General features: G+C 58.9%; 36 protein-coding genes. 30 read left to right on the forward strand and 6 right to left on the reverse strand.

The window, feature by feature from the left end; all coding sequences use genetic code 11:
* Position 1 precedes the first annotated feature (1 nt).
* From C2846_RS06990 to C2846_RS07080, 20 genes are all read left to right on the forward strand, one after another.
* Complete coding sequence (locus C2846_RS06990) at positions 2-280, forward strand: phage holin family protein (protein ID WP_119701058.1); 279 nt, start codon at positions 2-4, stop codon at positions 278-280.
* Positions 277-1,110: an N-acetylmuramidase domain-containing protein gene (locus C2846_RS06995; RefSeq protein WP_119701059.1), complete on the forward strand. Its 834-nt coding sequence runs from the start codon at positions 277-279 to the stop codon at positions 1,108-1,110. Before C2846_RS06990 ends, C2846_RS06995 begins: the two co-directional genes overlap by 4 nt.
* Positions 1,107-1,556 carry an Rz-like lysis system protein LysB gene (lysB, locus tag C2846_RS07000; RefSeq protein ID WP_119701060.1) on the forward strand — a complete coding sequence of 150 codons (450 nt, stop codon included), beginning with the start codon at positions 1,107-1,109 and terminating at the stop codon, positions 1,554-1,556. The genes C2846_RS06995 and lysB overlap by 4 nt, the downstream gene beginning before the upstream one ends.
* On the forward strand, positions 1,441-1,710 hold the full coding sequence (gene lysC / locus C2846_RS18815) for an Rz1-like lysis system protein LysC (protein ID WP_240638168.1): 270 nt from the start codon (positions 1,441-1,443) through the stop codon (positions 1,708-1,710). The genes lysB and lysC overlap by 116 nt, the downstream gene beginning before the upstream one ends.
* Complete coding sequence (locus C2846_RS07005; RefSeq protein ID WP_119701061.1) at positions 1,643-2,125, forward strand: phage tail protein; 483 nt, start codon at positions 1,643-1,645, stop codon at positions 2,123-2,125. Before lysC ends, C2846_RS07005 begins: the two co-directional genes overlap by 68 nt.
* Positions 2,122-2,580: a phage virion morphogenesis protein gene (locus C2846_RS07010; RefSeq protein WP_119701062.1), complete on the forward strand. Its 459-nt coding sequence runs from the start codon at positions 2,122-2,124 to the stop codon at positions 2,578-2,580. Before C2846_RS07005 ends, C2846_RS07010 begins: the two co-directional genes overlap by 4 nt.
* Before the next feature lie 60 nt (positions 2,581-2,640).
* The gene (locus C2846_RS07015) at positions 2,641-3,177 is read left to right on the forward strand and encodes a phage baseplate assembly protein V (protein ID WP_119701063.1); all 537 of its coding nucleotides are present in this window, start codon (positions 2,641-2,643) and stop codon (positions 3,175-3,177) included.
* A complete protein-coding gene (locus tag C2846_RS07020; RefSeq protein WP_119701064.1) occupies positions 3,174-3,521 on the forward strand; it encodes a GPW/gp25 family protein in 348 nt (115 codons plus the stop codon). Before C2846_RS07015 ends, C2846_RS07020 begins: the two co-directional genes overlap by 4 nt.
* The gene (locus C2846_RS07025; protein WP_119701065.1) at positions 3,518-4,429 is read left to right on the forward strand and encodes a baseplate J/gp47 family protein; all 912 of its coding nucleotides are present in this window, start codon (positions 3,518-3,520) and stop codon (positions 4,427-4,429) included. The genes C2846_RS07020 and C2846_RS07025 overlap by 4 nt, the downstream gene beginning before the upstream one ends.
* The gene (locus C2846_RS07030; protein WP_119701066.1) at positions 4,429-5,043 is read left to right on the forward strand and encodes a phage tail protein I; all 615 of its coding nucleotides are present in this window, start codon (positions 4,429-4,431) and stop codon (positions 5,041-5,043) included. Before C2846_RS07025 ends, C2846_RS07030 begins: the two co-directional genes overlap by 1 nt.
* On the forward strand, positions 5,040-6,518 hold the full coding sequence (locus C2846_RS07035) for a phage tail protein (RefSeq protein WP_119701067.1): 1,479 nt from the start codon (positions 5,040-5,042) through the stop codon (positions 6,516-6,518). The genes C2846_RS07030 and C2846_RS07035 overlap by 4 nt, the downstream gene beginning before the upstream one ends.
* A 5-nt stretch (positions 6,519-6,523) precedes the next feature.
* The gene (locus C2846_RS07040; RefSeq protein WP_119701068.1) at positions 6,524-7,078 is read left to right on the forward strand and encodes a hypothetical protein; all 555 of its coding nucleotides are present in this window, start codon (positions 6,524-6,526) and stop codon (positions 7,076-7,078) included.
* A 160-nt stretch (positions 7,079-7,238) separates the two neighbouring features.
* Entirely contained in the window at positions 7,239-7,577 is a 339-nt protein-coding gene (locus C2846_RS07045) for a C40 family peptidase (protein WP_240638161.1), read from the forward strand.
* A 92-nt stretch (positions 7,578-7,669) separates the two neighbouring features.
* Positions 7,670-8,839, forward strand: coding sequence for a phage tail sheath protein (locus C2846_RS07050; RefSeq protein WP_119701070.1), 1,170 nt, complete (start codon positions 7,670-7,672; stop codon positions 8,837-8,839).
* A 15-nt stretch (positions 8,840-8,854) separates the two neighbouring features.
* Entirely contained in the window at positions 8,855-9,370 is a 516-nt protein-coding gene (locus C2846_RS07055) for a phage major tail tube protein (protein ID WP_119701071.1), read from the forward strand.
* A 45-nt stretch (positions 9,371-9,415) separates the two neighbouring features.
* Entirely contained in the window at positions 9,416-9,724 is a 309-nt protein-coding gene (locus C2846_RS07060; RefSeq protein ID WP_119701072.1) for a phage tail assembly protein, read from the forward strand.
* A gap of 8 nt (positions 9,725-9,732) precedes the next feature.
* On the forward strand, positions 9,733-9,867 hold the full coding sequence (locus C2846_RS07065) for a GpE family phage tail protein (protein WP_119701073.1): 135 nt from the start codon (positions 9,733-9,735) through the stop codon (positions 9,865-9,867).
* A complete protein-coding gene (locus C2846_RS07070; protein WP_119701074.1) occupies positions 9,851-12,622 on the forward strand; it encodes a phage tail tape measure protein in 2,772 nt (923 codons plus the stop codon). The genes C2846_RS07065 and C2846_RS07070 overlap by 17 nt, the downstream gene beginning before the upstream one ends.
* Positions 12,623-12,632: 10 nt before the next feature.
* On the forward strand, positions 12,633-13,064 hold the full coding sequence (locus tag C2846_RS07075) for a phage tail protein (RefSeq protein WP_119701075.1): 432 nt from the start codon (positions 12,633-12,635) through the stop codon (positions 13,062-13,064).
* A complete protein-coding gene (locus C2846_RS07080) occupies positions 13,061-14,260 on the forward strand; it encodes a phage late control D family protein (RefSeq protein ID WP_119701076.1) in 1,200 nt (399 codons plus the stop codon). Before C2846_RS07075 ends, C2846_RS07080 begins: the two co-directional genes overlap by 4 nt.
* 20 nt (positions 14,261-14,280) lie before the next feature.
* Here the strand turns inward: C2846_RS07080 and C2846_RS18630 are convergent, their stop codons facing one another.
* The 6 genes from C2846_RS18630 to C2846_RS07110 all read right to left on the reverse strand — a co-directional run bounded on the left by C2846_RS18630 (position 14,281) and on the right by C2846_RS07110 (position 17,884).
* Complete coding sequence (locus tag C2846_RS18630) at positions 14,281-14,442, reverse strand: hypothetical protein (RefSeq protein WP_165443784.1); 162 nt, start codon at positions 14,440-14,442, stop codon at positions 14,281-14,283.
* Positions 14,443-14,684: 242 nt separating this feature from the next.
* On the reverse strand, positions 14,685-15,518 hold the full coding sequence (locus C2846_RS07085) for a hypothetical protein (RefSeq protein ID WP_119701077.1): 834 nt from the start codon (positions 15,516-15,518) through the stop codon (positions 14,685-14,687).
* A gap of 20 nt (positions 15,519-15,538) precedes the next feature.
* Complete coding sequence (locus C2846_RS07090) at positions 15,539-15,928, reverse strand: DUF2511 domain-containing protein (RefSeq protein WP_119701078.1); 390 nt, start codon at positions 15,926-15,928, stop codon at positions 15,539-15,541.
* A 46-nt stretch (positions 15,929-15,974) separates the two neighbouring features.
* Positions 15,975-16,505 carry a hypothetical protein gene (locus C2846_RS07095; RefSeq protein ID WP_119701079.1) on the reverse strand — a complete coding sequence of 177 codons (531 nt, stop codon included), beginning with the start codon at positions 16,503-16,505 and terminating at the stop codon, positions 15,975-15,977.
* Between the two features lie 206 nt (positions 16,506-16,711).
* The gene (locus C2846_RS18555) at positions 16,712-17,443 is read right to left on the reverse strand and encodes a WYL domain-containing transcriptional regulator (protein WP_131038209.1); all 732 of its coding nucleotides are present in this window, start codon (positions 17,441-17,443) and stop codon (positions 16,712-16,714) included.
* A gap of 39 nt (positions 17,444-17,482) precedes the next feature.
* A complete protein-coding gene (locus C2846_RS07110; RefSeq protein WP_240638162.1) occupies positions 17,483-17,884 on the reverse strand; it encodes a transcriptional regulator in 402 nt (133 codons plus the stop codon).
* A gap of 17 nt (positions 17,885-17,901) precedes the next feature.
* On the opposite strand from C2846_RS07110, the gene C2846_RS07115 reads away from it, so the two are divergent.
* From C2846_RS07115 to C2846_RS07160, 10 genes are read left to right on the forward strand one after another with little or no spacing between them, the layout of a single operon-like run.
* Positions 17,902-18,138: a DNA-binding protein gene (locus tag C2846_RS07115; protein ID WP_119701083.1), complete on the forward strand. Its 237-nt coding sequence runs from the start codon at positions 17,902-17,904 to the stop codon at positions 18,136-18,138.
* 9 nt (positions 18,139-18,147) lie between these two features.
* Complete coding sequence (locus tag C2846_RS07120; protein WP_119701084.1) at positions 18,148-18,339, forward strand: hypothetical protein; 192 nt, start codon at positions 18,148-18,150, stop codon at positions 18,337-18,339.
* A 39-nt stretch (positions 18,340-18,378) separates the two neighbouring features.
* Positions 18,379-18,570: a hypothetical protein gene (locus C2846_RS07125; RefSeq protein WP_119701085.1), complete on the forward strand. Its 192-nt coding sequence runs from the start codon at positions 18,379-18,381 to the stop codon at positions 18,568-18,570.
* On the forward strand, positions 18,563-18,856 hold the full coding sequence (locus tag C2846_RS07130; protein WP_119701086.1) for an Ogr/Delta-like zinc finger protein: 294 nt from the start codon (positions 18,563-18,565) through the stop codon (positions 18,854-18,856). The genes C2846_RS07125 and C2846_RS07130 overlap by 8 nt, the downstream gene beginning before the upstream one ends.
* The gene (locus tag C2846_RS07135) at positions 18,837-19,370 is read left to right on the forward strand and encodes a hypothetical protein (protein WP_165443780.1); all 534 of its coding nucleotides are present in this window, start codon (positions 18,837-18,839) and stop codon (positions 19,368-19,370) included. The genes C2846_RS07130 and C2846_RS07135 overlap by 20 nt, the downstream gene beginning before the upstream one ends.
* Positions 19,371-19,378: 8 nt before the next feature.
* Complete coding sequence (locus C2846_RS07140; RefSeq protein WP_119701088.1) at positions 19,379-19,630, forward strand: hypothetical protein; 252 nt, start codon at positions 19,379-19,381, stop codon at positions 19,628-19,630.
* On the forward strand, positions 19,623-22,316 hold the full coding sequence (locus tag C2846_RS07145) for a toprim domain-containing protein (protein WP_205890123.1): 2,694 nt from the start codon (positions 19,623-19,625) through the stop codon (positions 22,314-22,316). Before C2846_RS07140 ends, C2846_RS07145 begins: the two co-directional genes overlap by 8 nt.
* 38 nt (positions 22,317-22,354) lie before the next feature.
* Complete coding sequence (locus tag C2846_RS07150) at positions 22,355-22,744, forward strand: DUF7673 family protein (protein WP_240638163.1); 390 nt, start codon at positions 22,355-22,357, stop codon at positions 22,742-22,744.
* Positions 22,737-22,934, forward strand: coding sequence for a hypothetical protein (locus C2846_RS07155; RefSeq protein WP_119701089.1), 198 nt, complete (start codon positions 22,737-22,739; stop codon positions 22,932-22,934). Before C2846_RS07150 ends, C2846_RS07155 begins: the two co-directional genes overlap by 8 nt.
* A gap of 59 nt (positions 22,935-22,993) precedes the next feature.
* The gene (locus tag C2846_RS07160; RefSeq protein WP_240638164.1) at positions 22,994-23,257 is read left to right on the forward strand and encodes a DUF7696 family protein; all 264 of its coding nucleotides are present in this window, start codon (positions 22,994-22,996) and stop codon (positions 23,255-23,257) included.
* The last annotated feature ends 89 nt before the right edge of the window (positions 23,258-23,346 follow it).

Raw genomic sequence — 23,346 nt, forward strand, 5'->3', positions numbered from 1 at the left:
CATGCACTGGCTTGTGACAACGCTCCCCGTGATAACCATCCTGGCTTACCTTGCTGCCGCCCTACGGCTGTTGTGCTTCAACCGCCACGGCTATCGCTACCGCCGCGGCGTGTCATTGCTGGCCAGCGCTCTGATCGGCGTCTTGCTCTGTTCTGCACTGGATCTGGTGCTGCACCCCGCGCCCGTAACCATCTGGCAAGCGCTGTTGGCACTGCTGATCAGCGTGCTGGTGTTCCGGTCGCGCGGCAATCTGGCTCACCTTCTGAGGACACAACCATGACCCAAATACTTCGCCTTGGCGACAAAGGCCACCCGGTACGCGACCTGCAGGCAGCACTCAATCGCAGTGGCAGCAATCTGCTGCTGGACGGCGACTTTGGCCCCCTCACTGAAAGAGCCGTTAAAGACTTCCAGCGCAAAGCCAAGCTGGTGGTTGATGGCGTCGCCGGCCCCAAAACAATGGCCGCCTTGGCGGGCGGGGATTGCGCGGTGCTGCTGAAGGAACAAGATCTGGTGCGTGCAGCCGAACAGCTTGGCATCGAGCTGGCGGTGATCAAGGCTGTCAATGAAGTCGAAAGTCGCGGCTCTGGTTTCTTCGCCCCCGGCAAACCCGCCATTCTGTTCGAACGTCACATCATGCACCGTCAGTTGAGCCAGGCGGGGCCGGAGGATGACCGCGAGCTGATCGTCCAGCAAATCAGCGAGTTGGTGGCCGTGCACCCTGATCTGGTCAACTCCAGGCCGGGAGGCTATGTGGGTGGGCTGGGAGAGTACCCCCGGCTGGCCCGCGCCAAGATGATCGATGCCAATGCTGCTGTGGAATCCACCAGTTGGGGGTTGTTCCAAATCATGGGGTTCCACTGGCGGTTGCTGGGTTACACCAGTGCGGATAACTTCGAGCAGGCCATGCGTTCAGGCGAAGCTGCACAACTGGAAGCCTTCGTGCGCTTCATTCAGGCCGATAGCGCCATGCACAAAGCACTGAAAAACCGCAAGTGGGCTGACTTTGCCCGCCGCTACAACGGCCCGGGGTTCGCTCGGAACCTGTACGACATCAAGCTAGCCCGCGCCTACGAGCGCTATGCCGAAACCCAGGAGGCTGCAGCTTGACGACCCTGCGCCAGATCCTCTATGGCCTCTGCCTGTTAACAGCATTGGCCCTGTTGTTCTGGGGCCAGCACCAGCGCCTGCTGTCAGAGCGTGCGACCAAGCTACTGGCCCATGAGCGGGCTGAGCGCGCCCAGGAACGTGTCAGTAGCCAAGAAGCGGTCATTAGTGAGCTGCAGGAGAATATCCAGGCTGAACGCGCTGCCCAGATGCGCCTGCGCAGTCAGCAGGAGAATATCCGTCGAGCCCTTCACCAACGTGAGCAACAGATTGAGGTCCTGAAGAATGAGAACCAGCAACTACAGGCTTGGGCCGGTGTACCTCTGCCTGCTGCTGCTCGCCGGCTGCGCGAGCGCCCCACAATCAGCAGCGCCGCAGATTATCAGGCTTGGCTGTCCGGCAGTCGTGCCTTGCAGCTTGCCAGCGACCAGCCCCCACAACAACAGTGACCTGTTGACTGATATTGATCGCATTGAGGCTGCATGGGCTGAATGCGCTGCCCAGGTCGATACCATCTACCACTACCAGGTGAGCCATGAACAAACCCGAATCGCTTCGCCAACACCTGATGCAGGCCGTTCCGGAACTACGCAAAAACCCTGACCGGCTCCATGTGTTCATTGACGAAGGCACAATGCGCAGCACAGCAGCGCCAGGCCTGTCCTTCGAGTACGCCTACACCCTGAACCTCATTTTCACCGATTATTCCGGCCACCCGGATGCCATTGCTGTGCCCCTGTTCGCCTGGCTCCTGGTCCACCAGCGCGAGTTGATGGAAAACCTGGACAAGGCCAAGGACTCGGTCAAGTTTGAGGCCGACCTACTCGACAACAAAAAAGTGGACCTCTCCATAACCCTGCCGCTGACAGAGCGCGTCATCGTCAAGCGCCTTACCAATGGAACCCTGACGGTTGATCATCCTCCGGAGCCGCAACTGGACGAGTCTTATGATGCCGAGCACTGGCAGCTCTTTGGCAATGATGAACTGCTGGCCGAGTGGGACAACCCCAGCCCATGAGCGGAGATCTGAAAGCCCTGGAAGACTGGGCCGGCGGACTGCTGGCCAGGCTTGAACCCAAGGCCAGAAGACAACTGAATCAGCAAATTGCACGCGACCTGCGCCGCAGCCAGCAACAACGCATAGCAGCACAGCGCAACCCGGATGGCAGCGCTTACACTCCCAGAAAACCTCGGTTGCGCGACAAAAGCGGCCGAGTCAAACGCAAGATGTTCACCCGGCTTAAACAGTCGAAACACCTCAAGCTGCAAACCGACGCTAACAGCATCGGCCTGGCCTTTCTTGCACGCACCGCCCGGTTGGCCCGGGTTCACCAATATGGCTTGCGTGACCGCCCGGGCCGCAATGCACCCCAGGTGCAGTACAGCCGCCGTGAGTTGTTGGGTTTCAGTCCGCAGGATCTGGATCTGATTCGCGATAAATTGCTCGCCCACCTGGCCGGCGCAACCCTGTAAGCGGCTAGCTTACAAAGCCCCAGTCATGCTCCTGCGCGCGTAACGCGCCACCATGCGTGCATGGACCCGATCGCAGACCTTCGCCGCCGCCTCGATAACATGATCCGCCCTGGCACTGTTCAGGCGGTTGATCATGCGCATGCTCGCTGTCGGGTGAAATCCGGCAACTTGTTAAGCCAATGGTTGCCCTGGTTCAGCCGCCGGGCTGGCAACGTGCGCGACTGGGAGCCGCCTACCGAAGGGGAGCAGTGCATCATCATCAGCCCCAGCGGTGAACTCGGTGCCGGGCTCGTCTTGGTCGGGCTCAACTCCGACAGTTTTCCAGCCCCCAGCAGCAACCAGAATCTGGACAGCCGCACCTATGGCGACGGCACCTGGATGGGCTACGACATGGGCAGCAAGGAAATGACCGTCATCATGACTGCTGGCGGCAAACAGATCCTCCATATCCCCGCCGGCATCGAGATCCAGGGCAACGTCAGCATCACCGGTACTGTCACCGTCAGCCAGGACGTCACCGCCAACGGCATCAGCCTGGTCAGCCATCGCCATGGTGGAGTCAGTGGTGGCAACAGCACCACAGGAGAACCGCAATGATCGGCATGCACCGGGATACTGGTCGCAGCATCAGCGGATCTGAGCACTTGCGCCAGAGCCTTTCAGACATTTTGACCACACCCCTTGGCTCGCGCGTCATGCGTCGTGAATACGGATCATTGCTGCCTGAGCTGATTGATCAGCCGCAAAATCCGGCAACCCTGGTGCGCTTGTATGCTGCGACAGCAGTGGCGGTGATGCGTTGGGAGCCACGGTTCAGGCTGTCACGAGTTGAGTACTCCATTACAGGCAGTCAGGGGCTTCTTGACCTTGAGGGCGAAGTGGTTTCAAACGGCAGCGGGCTGAACCTTCGTGTAGCCCTTCAACTTGGGGGTGTTTCATGAACGCTTTCACCCCGATCGACCTGGCCCGGTTACCAGCCCCGAACATTGTCGAGATCCTGGATTACGAATCGATCCTTGCAGAACGTAAGGCCTATGCTGTCAGCCTTTGGCCGGTGGATCAGCAACTTGAGATCGCAGCAACTCTAGAGCTTGAATCCGAGCCTCTGACAAAGCTTCTGCAGGAAAGCGCTTACCGTGAAACCCTTTGGCGACAGCGAGTCAATGAAGCTGCCTTGGCCAATATGCTGGCATTTGCCAAAGGTGCTGACCTGGAGCAGATTGCCGCCCGGTTCAATGTTGGGCGTTTGATTGTAACTCCAGGCCAACCGAATACGGTGCCACCTCAGTCAGCAGTTATGGAGAGTGACGAGAGTCTACGCGAGCGCACCCAAATGGCCCTGGAAGGGCTCAGCACCGCAGGGCCGCGCAACGCCTACATCTTTCATGCCCGCAGTGCTGACGGCCGCGTAGCGGATGCCAGTTGTGACAGCCCAGCCCCAGCCGAGGTAGTCGTCACAGTGCAAAGCGCCCTGGATGACGGCACCGCCGATGCAGAACTGCTCAACGTAGTAGACGCCTACCTGTCAGACGATGACCGGCGCCCAGTGGCAGACCGCCTCACCGTGCAGAGCGCAACGGTCATCCCGTACACAGTCACCGCCGTGCTGTACTTGGAAACCACCGGCCCAGAGGCTGAACCGATCCGCGCTGCTGCAGAACAGCGCCTGGACGCCCTGGTCAACCGTCGCCGCCGGCTGGGCCAGGAGGTTAACCGCTCAGCGCTGGATGCCGCACTGCATATCGAAGGTGTGCGCCGTGTTGAGCTGCCCGGCTGGGCCGATATCATCGCCACCCTGCAGCAAGCCCCGTTCTGTACTGGCTACAGCGTCACCGTAGGGGGCGACTGATGCCCGCCTGCCTGCTGCCCGGTAACGCCACCGAGCTGGAGCGCAACGCCGCCCAGGCACTGGCCCAGATTGAGCGGGTACCCGTACCCCTGCGCGACCTCTGGAACCCGGACACCTGCCCAGTCGAGCTGCTGCCCTATCTGGCCTGGGCCTATTCCGTCGACCGCTGGTCATCGGCCTGGCCAGAACGCGCCAAGCGCGAGGCCATCAAAGCGGCCTACTTCATCCATGCGCACAAGGGCACCATCGGCGCCCTGCGCCGGGTGGTCGAGCCGCTGGGTTATTTGATTGAGGTCCGCGAGTGGTGGGAAGAATCGCCCCCGGCCACCCCCGGCACCTTTCAGTTGCTTATTGGCGTACTTGAAACCGGCATCACCGAAGAAATGTATCAGGAGCTGGTCTGGCTGATCGACGACGCCAAACCGGTAAGCCGCCACATCACAGGCCTGGCCATCGCCCTGGACGTTCACGGCACAGAACACATCGGCATCGCCCTGTCAGATGGCGATGAGCTGGACATCTACCCACCACAACCACGCGACATCGAGGTCAGCGGCACACTGGCCTGGGGGGCGCGTGAGCATGTTATCGACACAATGGATATCTACTCATGACCGACCAGAACTCTCAATTCATGGCCATCCTCACCGCTGTCGGTGAAGCCAAGCAGGCCAATGCCAATGCCCTGGGCATCCCTTGGGTCATCACCCAGATGGGCGTAGGTGACGCCAACGGTACAGACCCCGACCCAAATCGGCTGCAAACCTCTCTCATCAATGAGCGCCGCCGGGCACCGCTCAACCGACTGGACATTGACCCGAACAACGACGCGATCATTATTGCCGAGCAAGTCATCCCCGAGAATGTCGGCGGCTGGTGGATTCGAGAAATTGGCCTCTACGACGAAGACAACGACCTGGTAGCCGTAGCCAACTGTCCGCCGACATTCAAACCTGAACTCAGCCAGGGCAGCGGCCGCACTCAGGTAGTGCGGCTGAACATCCTGGTCAGCAGTACTGAGTACATTCAGCTCAAAATTGACCCCAGCGTAGTGTTGGCGACCCGAGCCTATGCAGACTCGCTAATCGTCAATCACAAAGCAGAAACTGATCCGCACCCGCAATACCAACTGCGCGGAGCTATCACCAGCTTGAGCGCAAACACTCAGCTCAACGCTGATCATGAAGGCCTGATCCTGCTCAGTGCCGCCAGCGGCACCCGCACCTACACACTGCCCGCCGCGACCTCATCCTTGGGCGTCCGCGAGCTGGTTCTCAGGCGCACGGATGCCAGCAGCAACGCTCTGATCATCGCAGCATCAGGTACGGATAAGCTGAGGCTCGATACAACTGCCCAAGCCTCTGGCCAGTCCACCACGGAACTGCTGTTTTCTGGTGACTGGCTGCGTCTGCGTAGTGATGGGGCTGGAAATTGGTGGTGTGTTGGTCAGGCTGAGCTGCCTGGCGGGCTTGCCAATGGACTAATCCAATTCGCTACGGCAGGCAGCCATACGTTTACCGTTCCACCGGTACTACGTAGTGGCCGTCGTATTGCCACCGTCACGGTAACCGGCGGCGGTGCCAGCGGCGGCCATGTTTCCAGTGGCGAAGTCCGCGCGGATGCCGCAGGCGGCTCTGCCGGAGGTACGGCAATCAAACGTCAACCACTCGCCGGCGTCGCATCGGTTGCGGTTACCGTGGGCGCGGGCGGAGCCGGCGTGCTTGATGGTGTCGGAAATCCTGGTGCCTCCAGCAGCTTTGGCAGCTATTTATCGGCCACAGGCGCCCAGGTCGGTGGTGGAACTCCTGGTTTCCCAGGGGTGCCGGGCAACGGTATCGGAGGGGATTTGAACCTATTCGGTTCACCTGGAAATCCGATCACCGTGGTGCTATCGGCTTCGGCACCACTGCAGGTTAGCGGCCATTCCGGCGGTTCTGGTGGCTCTAGTTATTGGGGAGGTGGAGGGCGTGGTGGCTTCAGTATCACCAACAACCCTTACGCGCCTGGCGCAGGCGGGGGCGGTAACGTAAACGGCTCAGGTGTTCCCAGCACACCCGGCCATCCCGGCATTGTTGTAATCCAGTGGTGATAAATATGTGGGCACAAATTCAAGACGGCACCGTGGCCGAAATCACGGCAATCAACCCGACCGGCCGCTTCCATCCGTCTTTAGTGTGGATTGCTTGCAGCAGTGATATCGAACCGGGCTGGACCTATGTAAACGACGAGTTCAGTCCGCCAACGGTAGCGCCTATGAGTGTCGAGGATCTTTGCAACCAGATCGACCACACCGCCGACACCGCCCGCGCCCTTGTCGTAGGCGACCCGCTGCGCGCCGAGGAATACAAAACCGCCCGGGAAGAAGCCCAGGCCTTCGCCGCTGGCGGCTACCAGGGCGACGTACCCCGCGCAGTGGCCGCTTGGGCAATCAACGGTCGCACCGCCCAGCAGGCCGCTGACGAGATCCTGGCCGAGGCCGCAGCGTGGACCGAAGCACTGTATTTCATCCGTGAAACCCGCCTGGCCGCCAAAGAGCAGGTCAGGGAATTGATGGCAGCAGAGCAACCAGAGCAGGCCCAGGCAGCGGCTGAACAAGCCATTGCCGCGATCAATGCCGCCATCGCCGGCGTGGGTAACGCTGCGAACTGACATGAGCTGTGTTCGCCTTCTCTTTACGCGCAATCGCTTACCAGGTAGCTGGGCTATTCGTCTGGCTACGTGGTCCTGCTGGTCGCATGTTGATCTGGTAGACACTGGCCATGATGAGCCCCGACTGGTCGGAGCGGTAGCCCCTAGCGGAGTTGTGACCATGCCTATGGCCGAGCGGTTGAAGAGATCCACTCATGCCGCACTGGTTGAAGTGCCACACCCTGAACCACACAAGGTCCTGCAGGCAGCCTACAGCCAGATCGGCAAGGGCTATGACTGGGCAGGGATTGCCGGCATTGCCCTGCGTCAGCGAGACTGGGAGTCGGGTGACCGCTGGTTCTGTTCCGAGTTGGTCGCTTGGGCCTTCAATGCCAGCGGCAAGCGACTGTTCCGCTGTGAACTGGTTGGCCGGGTGACGCCACAGCATCTGTGGATGCTCGCCAATCCGTACCTCACAAGCTCGCGGCCGCTGGACCTCATGCGGGCCTTATCCCTGTAGCAACGACCGATACAACCCCCGCCGCTCCCAATCCCCGCGCCCACGCGACAGCATGACCCCTGTAGCCATCAACGCATTGCAGGGAGCCAACCATGCCTGACTCATACCATCACGGTGTGCGTGTCATCGAGATTAACGAGGGCACGCGCCCGATTCGCACCATCTCCACGGCCGTGATCGGCATGGTGTGTACCGGCCCCGATGCCGACCCCGAAGTATTCCCGCTCAACCAGCCCGTGCTGCTGACCAACGTCCTGGCAGCCCTTGGTAATGCTGGAACGCTCGGTACCCTAGCGCCGAGTCTGGATGCCATTGCCGATCAAGCCAGCCCGTTCACAGTGGTGGTGCGGGTAGAGCAGGGTGATACCGAGGCAGAAACCACAACCAACATCATCGGCGGCGTTACTGCTGGCCAGTACACCGGCATGAAAGCCCTGCTGGCAGCCAAGTCCAAGCTTGGTGTCACGCCACGTATCCTGGGGGTGCCCGGCCTGGACAACCAGGCGGTTACCGCTGAACTAATCGGTCTGGCCGAGCAACTGCGCGCCTTTGTCTATGCCAGTTGCTGGGAGTGTGAAGACAAGGAAGCCGCCGTCGCCTACCGCGACACGTTCGGTGCCCGCGAACTCATGCTGCTGTGGCCTGACTTTCTCTCCTGGAATACCACCACCAGCCAAGCCGACACTGCATACGCCACCGCCCGGGCGTTGGGCTTGCGCGCCAAGCTCGATCAGCAGGTTGGCTGGCACAAGACCCTTAGCAATATGCCGGTCAACGGCGTCACCGGCATCAACAAGGACGTTTTCTGGGATCTGCAGAACCCCAACACTGATGCCGGATACCTCAATGCAAACGAGGTCACCACACTGGTGCAGCAGGGAGGCTTCCGCTTCTGGGGATCACGCACCTGCAGTGCGGATCCGTTGTTCGCGTTTGAGAATTACACCCGCACGGCGCACGTTATCGCAGACACAATGGCCGAGGCTCATCTGTGGGCAATCGACAAGCCCATGCACCCCTCACTGGTGAAAGACACCATCGAGGGTGTTAACGCCAAGTTCCGCGAGTGGAAGGCCCTGGGCTACCTGATCGACGGCGAATGTTGGTACGACGCCAACCTCAATACCGCCGAAACCCTCAAGGCCGGCAAGCTGCGTCTTGATTACGACTACACCCCGGTACCGCCCCTGGAGGATCTGACCTTCCGCCAGCGCATCACCGATCGCTACCTGCTGGACTTTGCCAGCCGCATCAACGCCTAACCGGAGGGCCACCCCATGGCATTGCCGCGCAAGATCAAGAATATGAACCTGTTCAACGATGGCGAAAGCTACGTTGGCGTTATCAAGACCGTCACCCTCCCGGCGCTGAGCCGCAAAATGGAGGGTTATCGCGGTGGTGGTATGAACGGCCCGGTCAAGGTCGACCACGGCCTGTCAGACGATGGCATCCAGATTGAGTGGGCCACCGGAGGTCTGGTAACCCAAATACTGCGCCAGTACGGCATCACCCGCGCCGATGGTGTGCAGTTGCGCTTCGCCGGCGCCTTCCAGCGTGATGACACCGGCGAGGTCAGCGCCGTAGAAGTTGTGGTGCGTGGCCGACATGAAGAAATCAGCTTCGGGGACTACGAGCCCGGTGAAGATACCGAGCACAGCATCACCACCACCTGCACCTACTACAAGCTCACCATCGACAACGAAGTTCTTGTCGAGATCGACATTCTCAATATGGTCGAGATCGTCGACGGTGTAGACCGCCTGGCCGAGCAGCGCGCGGCTATCGGCCTGTAACCCTGCGCCCGGATTCGGGCGCATAACCCAAAGGAGAAACACCCCATGGCCAAAGCGGCTGAGTACAGCAAACCCATCACGCTCGATGAGCCGATCAAACGCGGGGAAACCAAGATCACTGAGGTCAAACTGCGCAAACCAGCATCAGGCGAGCTGCGTGGGCTCAACCTGGTGAACCTTATGAATGGCGATGTTGATTCACTGATCAAGGTTTTGCCTCGTATCAGCGAGCCCACACTTACCGAACAGGACGTGCAGCAAATGGAGCCCTGCGACTTGGTGCAATTGGGTGACACGGTGGCGGTTTTTTTGCAGCCGAAGGCCGTGCGGGCCCAGGCATCCCAAAGTACATAGAAGACCCCATGGCGGATCTGGCCACGGTGTTTCATTGGCAACCCGAGGCCATGGATGTCCTCAGTATCAGCGAGCTGATGCAATGGCGTGAGCGTGCCAGGGTAAGGAACGGAGCAGATAGTAAACATGGCACGCGATCTTAAACTCCAGGTAGTGCTGCAGGCGTTGGACCGCGCCACCAGGCCCATGCGCTCCGTCATGGGTGGCAGCATTGGCCTGGCCAACTCCCTCAAGCAGACCCGCGACCACCTGCGCGGGTTGCAGAACCAGCAGCGTGACGTCAGCAGCTTTCGCTCCCTCAGCACGGCGACTCAACGTACCGGGGCAGCCCTGCAGGCCAGTCAGGAGCGGGTGCGGCAACTGTCGCGCGAGCTGGGCAACACTCAACACCCCACCAAAGCGCTCAATAGCGAATTCCGTCGTGCAGTGCGTGAGGCTCAGGGCCTCAAGAGCAAACACCAGGAACAGCAACGTGAGCTGCAGGGCTTGCGCAGCCGGCTGAGTGAAGCTGGTATCAGCACCAGAAACCTGGGCGACCATGAACGACGCTTGCGTACTGATATCGCTACCGCGAATCAGGCGTTAGGCAAACAGGAAGCCGCGCTGCGGCGGGTGACGACTCAACAGCAACGATTGGCACGTGCCAGGGAGCAGTATCAGAAAACCCAGCAATTGGCCGGAAGCATGGCCACCACTGGGGCTGCATCTATCGCCGCCGGTAGCGGCATGCTTTATGCGGGTGCCCGCTTCATGGCGCCAGGGCTGGACTTCGACGCCAGCATGTCAAAGGTGCAATCCCTGGCACGGCTTGACCGACACTCCGAAGAATACCGAGCCTTGCGCGCCCAGGCGCGTCAGTTGGGTGCCAGCACCCAATTCACTGCCGGGCAGGCCGCAGATGCCCAGGGTTTTTTGGCCATGGCTGGCTTCAACCCCAACGCGATCATGGCAGCTATGCCAGGCATGCTGGATCTGGCCAAGGCTGGAGATAGCGATCTGGCCCAAACTGCGGATATAGCCTCAAACATCCTCAGTGGGTTTGGCCTGCAAGCCGACAAAATGGGTAACGTCGGCGACGTCCTGGTTGGTACCTTCACCCGCTCCAATACCAATCTGCAGATGCTCGGCGAGACCATGAAGTATGCCGCGCCAGTGGCCGCTGCACTGGGGCAGGATATCGAGACGGTAGCCGCCATGGCCGGCAAACTTGGCGATGCCGGTATCCAGGGCAGCATGGGCGGAACGGCCCTGCGCGCAATCATGAACCGCCTTTCCGCACCGCCCAAAATGGCGGCCAATGCGTTGGATGCGCTAGGCGTGTCGGCCAAAGATGCCATGGGCAATATGCGGCAATTGCCGAATATCCTCGAAGATCTGTATCGCAAGACTGAACACATGGGCAACGCCGAGAGGGCCGGGTATCTCAAGGCAATTGCCGGTGAAGAGGCAGTAAGCGGCCTGACTTACCTGATGAATCAGGCCGGCAGTGGTGAGCTGCAGGGCTTCATCGCTACCCTACGGCAAACCGAAGGCGAGGCCAGCAATACCGCCAAGGTTATGGCCGACAACATGCGCGGGGACTTGGCCGCTCTGGGCAGCGCTTGGCAGGATCTTGGTATCCAGATGATGGAAACTCAGGATGGCCCTTTGCGTGGTTTGGTACAAAGCGTCACTGGCATCATCGGCAAGGTCAAAGCCTGGACTGAAGCCAACCCCGAACTGACCAAAAACTTGGTCATGGCCGCTGGCGCGGTGGCAGGTCTCATGGTTGTATTTGGTGGCCTTACCCTGGTGCTTGCCAGCCTGCTTGGCCCGTTTGCAATGATTCGCTACGGGCTCACTTTCCTTGGTATTAAGGGTGCTGGACTGGTAGGCATCGTCAAGGGGCTGGGCGGAGCGTTCATGTGGCTTGGCAAGGCCGTGCTGTTGCTCGGTCGGGCGCTTATGCTCAACCCCATCGGTCTGGCCATTACCGCTATTGCCGGTGGGGCTTACCTGATTTACCGCAACTGGGACAAGGTTGTGCCGTTCTTCAAGGGCCTCTGGGGCGAGATAAAGGAAGGCTTCAATGGCGGCCTGGTTGGTATCGCCGGACTGATTGTCAACTTCTCGCCGGTCGGATTGTTCTATCGTGCCTTCGCGGCAGTGATGGGCTACTTCGGTATCGAGTTGCCAGCCAAATTCAGCCAGTTCGGCCGGCAGATGTTGGGCGCCTTGCTTAGCCGAAGCTGGGACCGTGTGACACCGTTCTTTTCGGGGGTATGGCGCGAGATCAAAGCTGGGTTCAGCGGTGGTTTGGCCGGCATAGCTGGACTGATAGTGAATTTCTCCCCGCTAGGTTTGTTTTACCGGGCTTTTGCTGGAGTAATGAACTACTTCGGAGTGGACTTGCCTGCTAAGTTCACCGACCTTGGAGGCATGCTCATGTCCGGCCTGGTCAACGGTATTCGTGAAGGGCTGGGCGCAGTCAAGAATGCGATCACTGGCGCCGGTGCCGCTACCATCGGCTGGTTCAAGGACACCCTCGGCATTCGCAGCCCCAGCCGGGTATTCGCCGCCCTGGGCGATGACACCATGGCTGGCCTGCAGGTAGGGCTTGAACGCAGCCAGCGCGGGCCGCTGAGCGCCGTGCTGGATGCTGGTAAAGCCATGGCCCAGGCTGGGGCACTGGCGCTAGGCATTGGTGGGGCAGGGCAAGCGGTCGCTGTTGACAGCCGCCCAGCGCTGGCCGCCACGCAAGCCCCGATCGTTGTCCAGGGCGACACCATTACCATCCAGCTCAGCACCGCACCCGGTACCGACCTCGCGCAGCTGGAACAGATGATCAACCGGGTACTGGATCAGCGCGAACAACAAAAGGCCGTGCGGATCCGCTCGGCACTCTACGACACCAACTGAGGGCAACAGCATGATGATGTCGCTGGGGCTGTTCGTGTTCAGCCTTTCCACCGCCGCCTACCAGGAGTTTCAGCGTCAGACTGCCTGGCGCCACCCCAGCAGCTCCCGGGTTGGTCAGGCACCTGCCCGGCAATTCATTGGCCGTGGAGACGACACTATCAGCTTGTCAGGGCTGATCGTGCCCGAGCTGGCCGGCAGCCGGCTGTCGCTCGACACCCTGCGGCTGATGGCTGACACCGGCAAAGCCTGGCCCCTGGTTGAGGGCAGTGGTCGTATTTACGGCTTGTGGGTGATCGAGAGCCTGAGCGAAACCAGCACCCTGTTTTTTCGCGACGGCACCCCCCGGCGTATCGAGTTCAGCATCACCCTGCAGCGGGTGGATGACAGTCGCATTGAGCTGCTGGGCAATCTGGCGGAAACCTTGGGGAACATCCTGCGATGATAGAGCGCCTGACCCGCCACCCGCGTCCGCTGTATCGCCTGGAAGTCAACGGCGTTGATATCACCCCGCGCCTCAACGGGCGCCTGATCAGCCTGACCCTGACGGATAATCGCGGCCTCGAGTCCGACAGCCTGGATATCACCCTGGCTGACCACGATGGCCTGCTGGCTATACCTCCGCGCCGAGCTGCTGTGCGCCTTTGGCTGGGTTGGCAGGATACCGGGCTGGTGTTCAAGGGCAGCTACACCGTGGATGAAGTTGAACACAGCGGCACACCGGACACGCTGAGTATTCGCGCCCGCAGTGCAGACCTGCGAGCAGGGCTCACCCGCAAGCGTGAACGCAGCTGGCATCAGGTCAGCCTGGCCGACATTGTGCAGACAGTCGCCCAGGCCTACAGCCTTAAGCCCGTGGTGGATCTGCTGCTGGGGAAACTGTCGGTACCGCACCTGGACCAGGCTGATGAATCTGACGCCAACCTGCTCACCCGGCTGGGTGCCGAGCATGACGCGATTGCCAGCGTTAAGGCTGGGCATCTTATTCTGTTGCCGGTTGGCGCGGCCCGCACAGCAAGTGGTTTGGCCTTGCCGCATGTCACACTGACCCGGGCAGATGGCGACAGCCACCGCTGGCTGGAAGCTGACCGTGAGGCCTACACCGGTGTGCGGGCTAACTATCATGACGCTAACAGCGCCCAGCGGCTGGATGCCATCGTCGGCACCGAAGACAACCTCAAGACCCTGCGACACGTCTATGCCGACCAGCACAGTGCCCTGGAGGCGGCGCGCAGCGAATGGCGTCGCCTGCAACGCGGCCAGGCGAGTCTGAACTACAGCCTTGCCCGCGGCCGGCCTGAACTCAGTCCAGAGCAAACCTACAGCCTGGTTGGTCTCAAGCCACAGATAACTGATGTGGTATGGCTCTGTAGCCGAGTCATCCACAGCCTCAGTGACAGCGGCCTGATTACCAGCCTGGAACTGGAAAACCAATTGGCCGATGAGGCGGATCTGGCCTCACTGGTGGAGGGTGGTTATACCGGTGTGCTGGCCTGGTACCGGGATGCAGACGGCAACCAGCGGTCAGTAAGTGCCGGCGAGCCAGACAATCCAAAGCGGCTGACGTATCTGTATGCCAGTAAACGAAGTGCGGAGCGGGCGGTTCAGCGGGAGTGGGAGAGGTTGGCGATCGACGCATGAGCTCGATCGCCTTTCAGGCGTCAGCGTCTGGTGTCAACCAGGGCTTTGGCAAACCGCAATAGTTCGCCTTGCACTTGGTCGCTAAGCCTTCTGAAACGCTCAATCAGCAGCACCTCACGACGATTCAGCGGTAGAGAAATTTCTTCGCCATGTTGATCGGGGCCAGTGTTCTTATGGTCCATTGCAAACTCCTTCTTTAACGGCGCCCGGGGCCACCGTGGCCTCGTCACTTCGCCGGGAGTTGCCTATTGTCTACATCAAAAACCTGTGTCACAGGCCCTTATGTGCGCGATTTTGGCATATAAAAGATTTTTCTTTGTTTGGGGCGCGGCACGCTGCTGCCCGGCGAGTGTGCCAGCTGCGTCGGGAGATGATTAGTCCCTGTACAGATCAAGCGTCCAGTCAGTTTTATCGTGCGTTCTTATTAGTCTTCTTTGTTTTGTGGTAGATGTAGTCTTGAACTGGATATACCGCCTGGAATTTCTCTTGACAGTTGAGCAGATTTGAATCTTTTGGAAAGTTGATTTGTTTTAGAGGCTGTTTCTCTATTTTTTTCTTTGAGTGATTTTTTTAGCTTATCTATTTCGAGTTCTTTTTCTATTACTTGTGTTTTTAGTGTTTTAATTTGCGCTTCGGCCTGCTCGCACGTTTCATGCATGGCGTTAAGGGTAAGGTTAAGTGTCTTATTGGTTTCGATGAGTTCGCGAATATCGTTGTTCTTCGAGTTTATGTCTTTTTCAAGTGAGTCGTTGTTTGATTCTAGGGTGCTAATTTTCTTACCAAGGTCGGTCAGGTGTAAGTTTAGGTCTGCTTGTTCGCTTTTAGCTGCGTTCAACTTTGATTGAAGTCTCTCTATTTCTTCTTCAAGTGACCTTGTTTCAGCTCGGTACTGCGCTTTGAGTTTAGAGACCTGGTCTGGTGTGAGAAGTGTGTTTCGCTCGTGCTTGAGCCTTCTGTTGGTGCTGAGTTTCTTGATCCAGTTTAGGTAGACAATGATCTCCCCGGTAATGCCTGGATACGCGAAAACGTAAAAGAGTGCCGCCAGTAGGGGGTATGTTAGTGACTGGTAGAAAAAGCCATCATCAGTATGCAGGTAGTTTTTTATGAACTCGATTTTGTCTGCTGCCGATGTGTCCGTTAGCAGGTTGAGTGTTATGGGGTAATTGAATATTAGCCAGGAAACCAGAAATGCCGGTATTAGCGGATTGCTGAGCTTTTCGCTTGCATATGACTTGAATGATTCTATTAGGTCGTTCATGTTCCGACGCTTCCTGGGAGTTAGATGCAGAGACTTAAGCCTTGCTCAATGATCGGGCCGACACTGATTTTTGTTCCCTCAATATTTGGGTTTTCAAGCCAAATAGTCTGAAGTGACTCCATTCCCATCTGCTGAGCTTTGCCGTTGGCCACGCCATTCACCGGGTACATGACGCCGCTGTTGACATCCATCACTACCACTGCATTGCCGGGCAGGCAGGTGAGGTGCATTTCGGGTTGAGTGAAAGGCCAACGATCGCCGAAATCCTCTTCGCTGATCAGCACTATGCCGGGCTTGGCTTGGGTCGTTTCAGTGTTGGGTGCTTGATCGGTCGCTGCGTCTGAGCCACAGCCGGCAGCGGCCATGAGTGCGAGCGACAAAAGGGTGGGGCGCAGGTTGTTCAGTTCCATGTGTAAAAACTCCAGTTCACAGGCAGGCTCAGAGAGGCCGGTGTTATCAGTATTTCTCGGTATCCCAGTCAACCAAGTTGGCAGTGGCGCGCTTTAGCCAGCCAATGTTACAGACCGCTTTGCTTGCATCTTCTGCAGGGAAGTCAGCGCGGATAATGTCATTGCGTGCCATAAGGTTTAGCAATTCGCGGCTAGGCGGTTCATCTGCTTCTATGCGGCGAATGCGATGTTTGATATCTGCTACCAGTTCGTTGGAAGTGGGTGTTGAAACAAGAACTCCCTCAAGCTCCAGAAAGCGCTTGCGCAAGTCATTATGCAACCAGGCATGCTGGCCCGTGCCCACAACCAGATCAAATGCAGAGGCAACAGTGATCGCTAGAGCGAATGCGATCGCGACCTCGCTGGGTGACTTGCTGATAAAGGTTGCAACGGCGGCAGAGCCGAAAACGACCCCGATAAACGACGTGAAACGTTGCCACTTCATGAAGAATGCTGCACGGCGCATGTGGTAACGCACAGAGCGCCGCAGATAGAAGTGCAGGTCGTATATCTCGTCGTCAATCGGTGCTGTATTCATCTCTTTGGCCTTGGTATTGGTCTGCTTTCAGCAATGGTCGTATCGCTATTATTGCCTTGTCTGCTGGTATCGTTAAAGTTTTCAGATTTGTCGTTACGCTGTTCCTGAGAGGGTCTTGGGGTGTTGGACTCGCCAGGTTTTCTTTGTTGTGCCATTGGTATCTTTCCTTTTTTCTGTGGTTGAAGTGATTTCTATGATTTGTGTTTTCAGCGTGAGTACTGCATTGCCCAGCCATCAATATCCAGAATCTCGCCAGTATCCAGATCCGTGATGTCGCTCATGACCCGATCAAGCCGAAAAGTACGCTCGGCCTGCTTGCTAAGGCACACGCCTTTGATATAGCTGTCATTGACTGATAGAACATTCACTTGTCGCGCTGACCAATTGCCAGCGGAGTCTTCATAGTCAAACTCCACTGTGCAGAGCTTCCAGGTTGTTGTCAGTGCGCGGGACTTTCTGGTTGCTCTGTGCGTCACATCGGGTTTTTGTTTTGGCAGAGGGGCGGATGTAGGCTTCGGTTCCGGCTTAGGTTTGGGGGGCGGAGTCGATTCGGGCTTTAGTGTAGATGCGGCTTTTGGAATAGTGGGCTGTGCTGGGGCAGGCTCTACTGCTCGGGGGCTTGCTGGATGGTTCGGTTTTGTCGCTGACGTTGGTGTGACGAATGGTACAGAAGGCAGGGCGGCCAGCCGACGGAAGACATAAGCTAACGGGAAAATGAAAAGCAAACTGGCAAAGGCAACTTCAACCGAGGCCTCCCCATCAAATGCGCCTGTGGAGCCAGCCAGCAGCATCGTGGAAAGCAAGGATACGTTCCAAATTAGCATCCCTGCCAAGTGCCGTTTCCACCACGGGCGCCCGGCGCGGCGCAGGAGTGTTGCAGCATACCGCCAGGCCACCATCGGCAAAATCAACGCGGCCAGCACTGCAATATTTTCCATGCGGCTTCCTTTCCTCTTCTGAGTACAGATGGCCTCTGCCTAGCTGTTTGTAGTCCCGGTGGTTTCAGCCAGGGCGGCGGTCAGTCTGAGTACGGCAGCCTTGTCGGCCAGCGTGAGTTTTCTGAAGCTGTTCAGCAGCTCAGTTTCGTCGGTGCCCAAACTTTCTTCAGGCGGCGGTAGCCTTCTGCCGGTAAGCACATACAACAGGTCAACACCCGCAGCAGAAAGCCCGATCAAATAGGCTGAATCAGGGTTGCGTTCTGCTTTCTCGTATTTCGCCTGGGTATTCCTGTTGACCCCACCGAGGTGCCCAAAGGCTTCCTGGTTGAGTGACAGACGCTCCCTTTCTTCTCGCAGGCGCTCGCCTACTGCATTCATTTGTGAGCAATACCCTTTGACATGCACGCTATCGTGTGCATAATTAAACCCGAATGAACTCATTTGAACCCTTTTGAACTATGCCAGACCTCAGAACCCCCGAACAAGCCCGCGAATGGCTGGATCAGCAGGGTAAATCCGTCCAGGACTTTGCCCGTGAAAACGATCTGGATCCGGCTACCACTTATCAGGTGCTTGCCGGGCGCAAGAAGGGCCGGCGCGGTGAAGCGCACCGTGCCGCCGTATTGCTCGGCATCAAGGCAGGCAAGCTGCCGCCTGCCAGATCTTCCAAACCTGCCCAGCCCTCACAGCAGTAAGGACACAGCATGTACGCAGACCCCAAGCGCATCCGTGACAACCGCGTAACCATCCGCCTGGACGACTACGAACACGCCCTGATCAAGGCACTGGCCAACTACCAGGGCGACCAGCCCGCGACCCTGGTGCGCGAGCTGCTGATGCGTGAGGCAGCCAGTGTGCTGGGGGCTGAGCACAGTGTCCTGCAGCAGCAGGCCTGAGCGAAGACACCAAAAAGCGAACAAACGGCAGACGAAAAGATGCCCGACCACACCATCAACCTGTCAGACGCTCAGTTGCAGATGCTTGACGAGGTGCGCTGCCAGCAGGGGCTGGCCAGCATCCAACAAGCGGCCGAGTGGCTGGCCAAGTCGGCTTTGCGTAAAGCGGCCAAGCGCACCAGCGGCCGTGGCCGTGCGCTCTACCCGGTCAAAGGGGGAACCCATGAGTAGCTACAAACTGGTCTGCCCGCACTGCCGCGGCAAGATGCGCATCCGCACATCCGAGGGCCAGCATATCTTCCTGCGGGTGGCTTACCTGCAATGCACTAACGAGGCCTGCAGTTGGAGCTGCCGGGCCCAGTTTGAAATGACCCACGAGCTGTCACCCAGCTCAACCCCCAACCCCCAGGCGGTATTGCCTATGGCGCCGACCAAGATGCGCCACCAGGCCATGCGCCGTGATGACGACCAACTTGACCTGCTCGAGGATGATTGCAATGCACAACAACCAGCCTGAAACCTTTGCCGATACCCTGCAGCAGGCCGCTCTTGGCTTTCTGCGCCGCCACCAGGGCGAGCACCTGCAAGACGACCAGCGTCTGTTCGAGCGTGCCGTGGCGCATCTGGTAGCGAGCTTTAATGCCAGCCAGGCACAGGCAGAAAATGCCGTAGGGCGGGCATTAAGTGACCTGGGCGTGGCAGGCCATGTTGACCAGCAGGCGGTGCTGGATGCAGCTGTGCGATTTATGAGCCAACTGGCCGTGCAGCCCTCTGCCCAACTGCGCTGCACACTGACCGCCGAGTATGTGGCGGGCCTGTACCAACTGCCGCTGGGGCTGGCCCAGGACATCAGTGCCCAGGCTTATGCCCGGCTGCATCCCAGCACCTGCTACCTGGATATCAGCCGCAGCAATGGTGAGCTGGCAATGATCCACGACCCGGTGCGCAACCTCACCTATGCCGTGACAGTAGCCAGCTTGGTGCGCGCCATGATCCGCAACCGCCAGCCGCACCTGCACCTGGTGCACTGAGGCATGCCATGGGGTTGCTGCGGCTGGAACTGGAACTGACCGAGGCAGAGGCTCAGGCCTTTGAACAGGCGCTGCGCCAGATCCACCGCCAGCGCTTCCAAGATGAATTCTGGAAGCCTCGTTACAGCAGCATTCCCCATCCCATGCGCCCGGCCAGCATCCTCGCCCAATGCCCGGATCTGGCCGCCAATACCAAGCTGCTCGGCGCGCTCAAGCGCCTGAAAGACCACACACACTCGCCAGGGGCGTTTGATGGATAACGTGCTGCACAGGGAGATCCTGACCCGGATCGCCCGCGACTATCGCCTGGAAAAGGTGCAAGGCCAGTGGATTCGGGGTGGCGAGTGCCCCACCTGCCACAAAAAGGAGCTGTATACCCATGTCGACCACCCATGGGTGCTGCGTTGCGGCCGGCTGAACAAGTGCGGCGCCGAGCTGCATGTCAAGGACGTGTACGACGACCTCTTCGACGACTGGAGCGAGCGTTACAAGCCAAGCCAGGAGAATCCAACCGCCACTGCGCGGGCCTATCTGGAATACGCTCGCGGGTTTCGTGAAGAGGTGATTCAGGGTTGGTACAGCCAGGAGCACTACTACGACCGGGACCTGCAAATCGGTTCTGCGACTGTACGCTTCGCTCTGCCAGGTGGCGGGTACTGGGAGCGGTTGATCGACCGCCCGCACCGTTTCGGCAAGAAAAAGGCCAACTTCTCCTACGGGGTGAAGTATCACGGCCAATGGTGGTGCCCGCCTTGTGTCGACCTGCTGCAGGCTGATGAACTGTGGATCACCGAGGGCATCTTCGATGCCACCGCTTTGGTGCATAACAGCACCAGCGCTGTCAGCACTCTGACGTGCAATAACTACCCTGAGAAGGCCCTGGCCGAGCTGGCCAAGGCCTGTGATGAGGCGGGTGCCAAGCGTCCGCGTTTGGTGTGGGCGCTGGATAGTGACAAGGCCGGGCGCCGCTTTACCCGCAAGTGGGTAAAGCGGGCTCGTGAGTCTGGCTGGAAATGCGTGGCCGCGCAGATTCCGCAACGCGAGCGCAAGCAAGACTGGAACGACCTGCATCAGCGCGAGCGCATGGGTGAAGCGCATATCCGTGAGTACCGCTATTACGGTGACCTGCTGCTGGCGGAAACGGCCAGTGAGAAGGCCCTATTGATGTACACCTGGCGCGAGCGGCATGAGTTCCACTTTGAGTTCGATAGCCGCTTGTACTGGTTCCGCCTGGATATGGGCAAGTTCAACAAGGCTATGAATGACCTGCAGGAGTCGGATCACGTCGAGATCCGTGCCATGACCGACGCGCAACTGCGCGAGAAAGCTCTGGAGCAGTCCGGCAGTGTGGTGCAAATCGCCAATTGCTACCCAAGGGCGCTGTATTTCCAGCGCAACGAGGTAACCGACGAGAGTTGGTATTACTTCCGGGTCGACTTTCCGCACGATGGCTGCAGCATCAAGAACACCTTCACGGGTGGCCAGGTGTCGGCCGCCAGCGAGTTCAAGAAGCGCTTGTTGTCGATCGCTGCCGGCGCCGTGTTCACCGGCAGCGGCCAGCAGCTCGATCGCATCATGCAGGACCAGCTGTATGGCATCCGTACTGTAGAGACCATCGATTACATCGGCTATAGCAAAGAGCATCAGGCCTATGTGCTGGGTGATCTGGCGGTGAAGAAGGGCCAGTTGTTCAAGGTGAATGATGAGGACTTCTTCGAGTTCGGCAAGCTGCGGCTGAAAAGCCTGCTCAAGACTATACCGCTCGATGTCAGCCTGGACGACAGCCGCTACCGTCAAGAGTGGTTCGACTGGCTCTGGACCTGCTTTGGCGCCAAGGGGGTGATTGCTTTGGCGTTCTGGACCGGGTCGCTGTTTGCCGAGCAGATCCGCGCACTGTACAAGTCCTTCCCTTTCCTTGAGGCCACCGGTGAGGCTGGTGCCGGCAAAACCACCTTGATCCAGTTCCTGTGGAAGCTGTTTGGTCGTGACTATGAGGGCTTTGACCCCAGCAAGTCATCGGTGGCGGGGCGCTCGCGCCTGATGGGGCAGGTGTCAGGTATGCCGGTGGTACTGATCGAGGGTGACCGCAACGAGCCCGATCGGGCCCATGCGCGCAGTTTTGACTGGGATGAGCTCAAGGACTTCTATGGTGGCGGCACGCTGCGCACCCGCGGGGTGAAGACCGCGGGTAACGAGACCTATGAGCCGCCTTTTCGCGCCACTATCGCTATCAGCCAGAACGCTGATGTTTCCGCGTCTGAAGCTATTCAGACCCGTATCGTAAAGCTGCATTTCAAACGTCCGGTGGCCACTGATGCCAGCCGGGCAGCAGCGGACAATCTCAACCTGCTGCAAACCGAGGATGTCAGCCAGTACCTGATCAAAGCGCTGCGTCTGGAGGATCAGATTCTTGGCACCTACCAGGCTAAGGTCGGTGAGTACGAGCGCCGGCTGCGTAGCTTGAAGGAGATCCGTGTCGAGCGCATTGCCAAGAACCACGCGCAGATGATGGCCCTGGTCGATTGTCTGCAACACCTGACCCCGATGACTCAGGCTCAGCGCGATGAGGTGGAGCTCACCTTGCAGCACATGGCAATTGAGCGGCAGCAGGCAATCAATGCGGATCACCCGCTGGTAGCTGAGTTCTGGGAAGTGTACGAGTTCTTGGAGTCCCTGGAAGAGGGGCCGGTGGTGAACCACAGCACGGACCCCAACACCATTGCAATCAACCTCAATGAGTTCGCCAAGCTGGCGGCAAATCACCGTCAGCAGCTAGGTGAGCTCAATCTGCTGCGCAGCCTGCTGAAAGACAGTCGCAGCCACAAGTTTGTCGATTCCAACCGCCCGGTGCACAGCGCAATCCGGGCTGAGCAGAACAAGAGACAGCAGTCACCCTTCGACCGGCCCCGGCCGACCACGGTGAAATGCTGGATCTTCAAAAAGTAGGCGCGGCAACGCCTGCATAACCACCAAAGGAGAGAACCATGCTTAATCAACAGGTAAATGAGGCCCCCCCAGCAGATGCAGGGCCTTGGGGGCGCGACTTCTATCAGCGTGTGCAATTGATCGAGCGTCAACGTGATGCCGTTCGCCGTTCAGGCCTGCCTGCGCTGGCCAGGCTGGTCACTGTAGCTCAGCGAGATACCGGCCAAAGCGCGGTGGTTGGCCGCTTCCTGTTGGGCCTCTATAACGGGCCCGACTTTCCCTTCTGCCTGACAGAGCTGCGCGCCCTGGACCAGGACCTGCACAACGATTGTCTGGCTGTGCTGGCCATGGACTGGTCACCTGAGCGTGAGGTGCATGAACTGATCGAGAACGGTACAGCGATCTGGCAGGGCTTATCAAGCGTTGGGGGAGGGGGTGAGTATGGCTGAGCACGCCAATCCATTCATCACCGGCATGGTCAATGGCCGCCCTTATCAATCAGTCACCGTTGAAGACCGCCTGGCCATGGTTGTGCGCTTCACAGCAGCACAGTGTGAGGCAGCACTGGCGGTGCCGAATCTGCAGAAGACGGTGAAAACAGCTGTAGAGCGTCGCCAGCGCAAGCTGACGAAGGCATGAAAGGTGGCCCCGGGAGCGGCAACTCACCGGGGCCGGCCACCACCAAAGGAGAGAACCCCATGCGGGATGAAGTTCAAAGCAGCGGCGCTGGGAAGGGTAGCAGCACTGAGGCTTCGACGCGACCGCTGTCAGTGCGCCTACTGCTGCTGGAGAGCGAAGCGCGTACCTGGCTGCGCAAGGGTTACAACACGCCAGATCGGGTGGCAGTACTTGCAGCCATGATCACTGAGAAGCGCGGCAGTGTCGCCGCCAACCGGCTGATTGAGGAAATGCGCCGGCAATGGCAACGCCGGGCAGACTGGATGCAGGAGCATTCGGCATGAAAAACCGGGAATATAGACCGGCCCGGTTGTCGGCGGGCCAGGTTCGCATGATTGAGTTGCTGGCGGATCTGGCTGTCGATCGCTGGATG

The sequence above is a fragment of the Pseudomonas jilinensis genome (assembly GCF_003586265.1).
GTDB classification, from domain to species: Bacteria; Pseudomonadota; Gammaproteobacteria; order Pseudomonadales; family Pseudomonadaceae; genus Halopseudomonas; species Halopseudomonas phragmitis.

What these genes read in the sequence shown, in the direction of transcription:
- C2846_RS06990 (WP_119701058.1), top strand. Translation starts at nt 2, where the DNA reads ATGCACTGGCTTGTGACAACGCTCCCCGTGATAACCATCCTGGCTTAC.
- C2846_RS06995 (WP_119701059.1), top strand. Translation starts at nt 277, where the DNA reads ATGACCCAAATACTTCGCCTTGGCGACAAAGGCCACCCGGTACGCGAC.
- C2846_RS07005 (WP_119701061.1), top strand. Translation starts at nt 1,643, where the DNA reads ATGAACAAACCCGAATCGCTTCGCCAACACCTGATGCAGGCCGTTCCG.
- C2846_RS07010 (WP_119701062.1), top strand. Translation starts at nt 2,122, where the DNA reads ATGAGCGGAGATCTGAAAGCCCTGGAAGACTGGGCCGGCGGACTGCTG.
- C2846_RS07015 (WP_119701063.1), top strand. Translation starts at nt 2,641, where the DNA reads ATGGACCCGATCGCAGACCTTCGCCGCCGCCTCGATAACATGATCCGC.
- C2846_RS07020 (WP_119701064.1), top strand. Translation starts at nt 3,174, where the DNA reads ATGATCGGCATGCACCGGGATACTGGTCGCAGCATCAGCGGATCTGAG.
- C2846_RS07025 (WP_119701065.1), top strand. Translation starts at nt 3,518, where the DNA reads ATGAACGCTTTCACCCCGATCGACCTGGCCCGGTTACCAGCCCCGAAC.
- C2846_RS07030 (WP_119701066.1), top strand. Translation starts at nt 4,429, where the DNA reads ATGCCCGCCTGCCTGCTGCCCGGTAACGCCACCGAGCTGGAGCGCAAC.
- C2846_RS07035 (WP_119701067.1), top strand. Translation starts at nt 5,040, where the DNA reads ATGACCGACCAGAACTCTCAATTCATGGCCATCCTCACCGCTGTCGGT.
- C2846_RS07040 (WP_119701068.1), top strand. Translation starts at nt 6,524, where the DNA reads ATGTGGGCACAAATTCAAGACGGCACCGTGGCCGAAATCACGGCAATC.
- C2846_RS07045 (WP_240638161.1), top strand. Translation starts at nt 7,239, where the DNA reads ATGCCTATGGCCGAGCGGTTGAAGAGATCCACTCATGCCGCACTGGTT.
- C2846_RS07050 (WP_119701070.1), top strand. Translation starts at nt 7,670, where the DNA reads ATGCCTGACTCATACCATCACGGTGTGCGTGTCATCGAGATTAACGAG.
- C2846_RS07055 (WP_119701071.1), top strand. Translation starts at nt 8,855, where the DNA reads ATGGCATTGCCGCGCAAGATCAAGAATATGAACCTGTTCAACGATGGC.
- C2846_RS07060 (WP_119701072.1), top strand. Translation starts at nt 9,416, where the DNA reads ATGGCCAAAGCGGCTGAGTACAGCAAACCCATCACGCTCGATGAGCCG.
- C2846_RS07065 (WP_119701073.1), top strand. Translation starts at nt 9,733, where the DNA reads ATGGCGGATCTGGCCACGGTGTTTCATTGGCAACCCGAGGCCATGGAT.
- C2846_RS07070 (WP_119701074.1), top strand. Translation starts at nt 9,851, where the DNA reads ATGGCACGCGATCTTAAACTCCAGGTAGTGCTGCAGGCGTTGGACCGC.
- C2846_RS07075 (WP_119701075.1), top strand. Translation starts at nt 12,633, where the DNA reads ATGATGATGTCGCTGGGGCTGTTCGTGTTCAGCCTTTCCACCGCCGCC.
- C2846_RS07080 (WP_119701076.1), top strand. Translation starts at nt 13,061, where the DNA reads ATGATAGAGCGCCTGACCCGCCACCCGCGTCCGCTGTATCGCCTGGAA.
- C2846_RS18630 (WP_165443784.1), bottom strand. Translation starts at nt 14,442, where the DNA reads ATGGACCATAAGAACACTGGCCCCGATCAACATGGCGAAGAAATTTCT.
- C2846_RS07085 (WP_119701077.1), bottom strand. Translation starts at nt 15,518, where the DNA reads ATGAACGACCTAATAGAATCATTCAAGTCATATGCAAGCGAAAAGCTC.
- C2846_RS07090 (WP_119701078.1), bottom strand. Translation starts at nt 15,928, where the DNA reads ATGGAACTGAACAACCTGCGCCCCACCCTTTTGTCGCTCGCACTCATG.
- C2846_RS07095 (WP_119701079.1), bottom strand. Translation starts at nt 16,505, where the DNA reads ATGAATACAGCACCGATTGACGACGAGATATACGACCTGCACTTCTAT.
- C2846_RS18555 (WP_131038209.1), bottom strand. Translation starts at nt 17,443, where the DNA reads ATGGAAAATATTGCAGTGCTGGCCGCGTTGATTTTGCCGATGGTGGCC.
- C2846_RS07110 (WP_240638162.1), bottom strand. Translation starts at nt 17,884, where the DNA reads ATGAGTTCATTCGGGTTTAATTATGCACACGATAGCGTGCATGTCAAA.
- C2846_RS07115 (WP_119701083.1), top strand. Translation starts at nt 17,902, where the DNA reads ATGCCAGACCTCAGAACCCCCGAACAAGCCCGCGAATGGCTGGATCAG.
- C2846_RS07120 (WP_119701084.1), top strand. Translation starts at nt 18,148, where the DNA reads ATGTACGCAGACCCCAAGCGCATCCGTGACAACCGCGTAACCATCCGC.
- C2846_RS07125 (WP_119701085.1), top strand. Translation starts at nt 18,379, where the DNA reads ATGCCCGACCACACCATCAACCTGTCAGACGCTCAGTTGCAGATGCTT.
- C2846_RS07130 (WP_119701086.1), top strand. Translation starts at nt 18,563, where the DNA reads ATGAGTAGCTACAAACTGGTCTGCCCGCACTGCCGCGGCAAGATGCGC.
- C2846_RS07135 (WP_165443780.1), top strand. Translation starts at nt 18,837, where the DNA reads ATGCACAACAACCAGCCTGAAACCTTTGCCGATACCCTGCAGCAGGCC.
- C2846_RS07140 (WP_119701088.1), top strand. Translation starts at nt 19,379, where the DNA reads ATGGGGTTGCTGCGGCTGGAACTGGAACTGACCGAGGCAGAGGCTCAG.
- C2846_RS07145 (WP_205890123.1), top strand. Translation starts at nt 19,623, where the DNA reads ATGGATAACGTGCTGCACAGGGAGATCCTGACCCGGATCGCCCGCGAC.
- C2846_RS07150 (WP_240638163.1), top strand. Translation starts at nt 22,355, where the DNA reads ATGCTTAATCAACAGGTAAATGAGGCCCCCCCAGCAGATGCAGGGCCT.
- C2846_RS07155 (WP_119701089.1), top strand. Translation starts at nt 22,737, where the DNA reads ATGGCTGAGCACGCCAATCCATTCATCACCGGCATGGTCAATGGCCGC.
- C2846_RS07160 (WP_240638164.1), top strand. Translation starts at nt 22,994, where the DNA reads ATGCGGGATGAAGTTCAAAGCAGCGGCGCTGGGAAGGGTAGCAGCACT.